This window comes from Pseudomonas sp. P5_B2, assembly GCF_056400445.1.
Genome location: NZ_JBFULH010000656.1, coordinates 1 through 2,169, shown reverse-complemented (window position 1 = coordinate 2,169; position 2,169 = coordinate 1). Strand labels below are relative to the sequence as shown.

Annotated in this window: 2 protein-coding genes and 1 pseudogene; 1 reads left to right on the top strand and 2 read right to left on the bottom strand. The window is 56.8% G+C overall.

Features of this window, described 5'->3' with window-relative positions; translation table 11 throughout:
• Positions 1 to 113, bottom strand: a pseudogene (locus AC1DRJ_RS25285) (YkgJ family cysteine cluster protein); the annotation flags it as partial.
• A gap of 293 nt (positions 114 to 406) precedes the next feature.
• Here AC1DRJ_RS25285 and AC1DRJ_RS25280 point away from each other — a divergent pair.
• Positions 407 to 1,756, top strand: a complete 1,350-nt coding sequence (locus tag AC1DRJ_RS25280; RefSeq protein ID WP_477804564.1) for a spinster family MFS transporter — start codon at positions 407 to 409, stop codon at positions 1,754 to 1,756.
• A gap of 18 nt (positions 1,757 to 1,774) precedes the next feature.
• Here AC1DRJ_RS25280 and AC1DRJ_RS25275 read toward each other — a convergent pair.
• A partial coding sequence (locus AC1DRJ_RS25275; RefSeq protein WP_477804563.1) for a hypothetical protein occupies positions 1,775 to 2,169 on the bottom strand: 395 nt, incomplete at its 5' end.

Below are 2,169 nucleotides of genomic sequence, written 5' to 3'. Positions count from 1 at the left end.
ACCAGATCATCCGGCACCGTTCCCCCGGACGAGGCGCATTCACCCCAGAAAAAAGACACACGGAAATGGGAGCAGCAGGCACCACAATTCAGACAGGGACTGACTTCGGACATGGTCGATGATCTACGCAGGAAGGGGTACGCAGGGGAGCGGACAGGGGCGCTATTCTAGGCTTCGCCACCGGCATTGGAAGGGGGGAGTGAAAGGTATTTTTCAGCGACGAACGGCAACCTGAAAACAGCGGCCAGACACCCGTGAATCCTGAGCCTGGTGGTATGCCGGTCGGTGTGAACGCCATGGACTGATATCAGCCTTACAAATAATGACAGACAGTGTTGACGGGCCTGTCTAGATTGGCGGTTCCGGGGACAGAGAGACCCCAATAACAAGAAAAAGAGACGGACCCATGCAGAACTCGACCCAAGCGGCGAATGCCTGGCGCATTCTGTTCCTGTTGTTCCTGGCCAACCTGTTCAACTTCTTCGATCGCACCATCCCCGCCATCATCATCGAGCCGATCCGCATGGAGTGGCACCTCAGCGACTTTCAGCTGGGGATCGTCGGTACCGCTTTCACCCTCGTTTACGCAATCGCCGGCCTGCCTCTGGGGCGTATGGCCGATACCGGATCGCGCAGCAAGTTGATGGGCTGGGGCCTGGCGGTGTGGAGCGGGTTGACGGCGGTTAACGGGCTGGTGGGCAGCTTCTGGAGTTTCCTGATCGTGCGCATGGGCGTCGGTATCGGTGAAGCCAGTTATGCCCCCGCCGCCAACTCGCTGATCGGCGATTTGTTTCCGGCCCATCGCCGGGCGCGGGCGATGGGCATCTTTATGCTGGGCCTGCCGTTGGGGTTGTTGCTGGCGTTCTTTACCATCGGCGCAATGGTCAAGGCGTTCGACAGTTGGCGCGCACCGTTCTTTATCGCGGCGGTGCCGGGGTTGATCCTGGCGATCTTCATGTTTTTCATCAAGGAGCCGAAACGCGGCGCAGCAGAAGCGGTGCAGGTGTCCCAGGAACGCATAGACCGGCCGATCCGCCGGGTGCTGGCGGTTCCGACTTTCCTGTGGCTGGTGATGGCGGGGCTGTGTTTCAACTTTGCAACCTATGCCTGCAACTCATTTCTGGTGCCGATGCTGCAGCGCTACTTCCTGATGCCATTGCAGGAGGCTGCGGTGGCAACAGGCGTGATCGTCGGCGTCACCGGCCTGTTTGGCCTGACGCTCGGCGGCTTGATCGCCGACAAGATTCACCAGCGGGTGGCCAATGGGCGGCTGTTGTTTGCAGCGTTCAGCCTGATTATCTCGACCCTGTGCACGGCGTGGGCGCTGCATGCCGGGCGAATTGAGATAGGTGTGTTTGTGGCGGTCTTCAGCGTGGGCTGGTTGTTCGCCTACAACTTCTACACCTGCGTCTACACCGCAATTCAGGACGTGGTCGAGCCACGCCTGAGGGCCACGGCGATGGCACTGTTCTTTGCCGGACTGTATTTGCTGGGTGGTGGTTTGGGGCCGGTGGTGGTGGGCGGTTTGTCCGACCACTTTGCGCACACGGCCATGCTCGCAGCCGGTGCCGAGCAGATGACCGAGGCATTCAAGGCGGTGGGCTTGCACGACGCGATGTACCTGATCCCGGTGGCGTTGTTCTTCACCATGGTGTTTCTGTTTATTGCATCGCGGTGTTTTGTGCGGGATGCGAAGCGGATGAAGGACGGGTTGGTGGCGGTGGTTGAGCCTGGGGCTGCTGTGGCGACTGCCTGAGCGCGTTGAAGGGAGTTGTCACTTTTGGTTTTTGTCTGCAACCCGTTTAGGGGCGGCAGACATTATCAGGCCCATCACACCTGCAAAAAGAATGACCCCGATGATACTGTTTAATGTCTCTATCACAAACAAACCAATCACGAGTATTCCGAGAAGTGAGGCAAGCAATAGGGGGAAGTTAGAAATTGAAAAAATAAGTAGCCTTGCAGAAAATGATTTGGATTTTGTAAAGATCGATATAAGAATGCCTGCGCTTGAAAATACGATGGCTGGAATGCCTATGGTTAGCAGTGCTATTGTCAGCAGTAATACAATAGATAGGCCTGATGTGTCGGAAAGATCCTTCGAGTTTGGTGGGAGCTGGATTGCTGCATGAAACAAGGAAAACCAGGCTGCAATGAATAGTACAAATG

Coding starts and splice junctions, on each gene's coding strand:
- AC1DRJ_RS25280 (WP_477804564.1), top strand. CDS start 407: ATGCAGAACTCGACCCAAGCGGCGAATGCCTGGCGCATTCTGTTCCTG.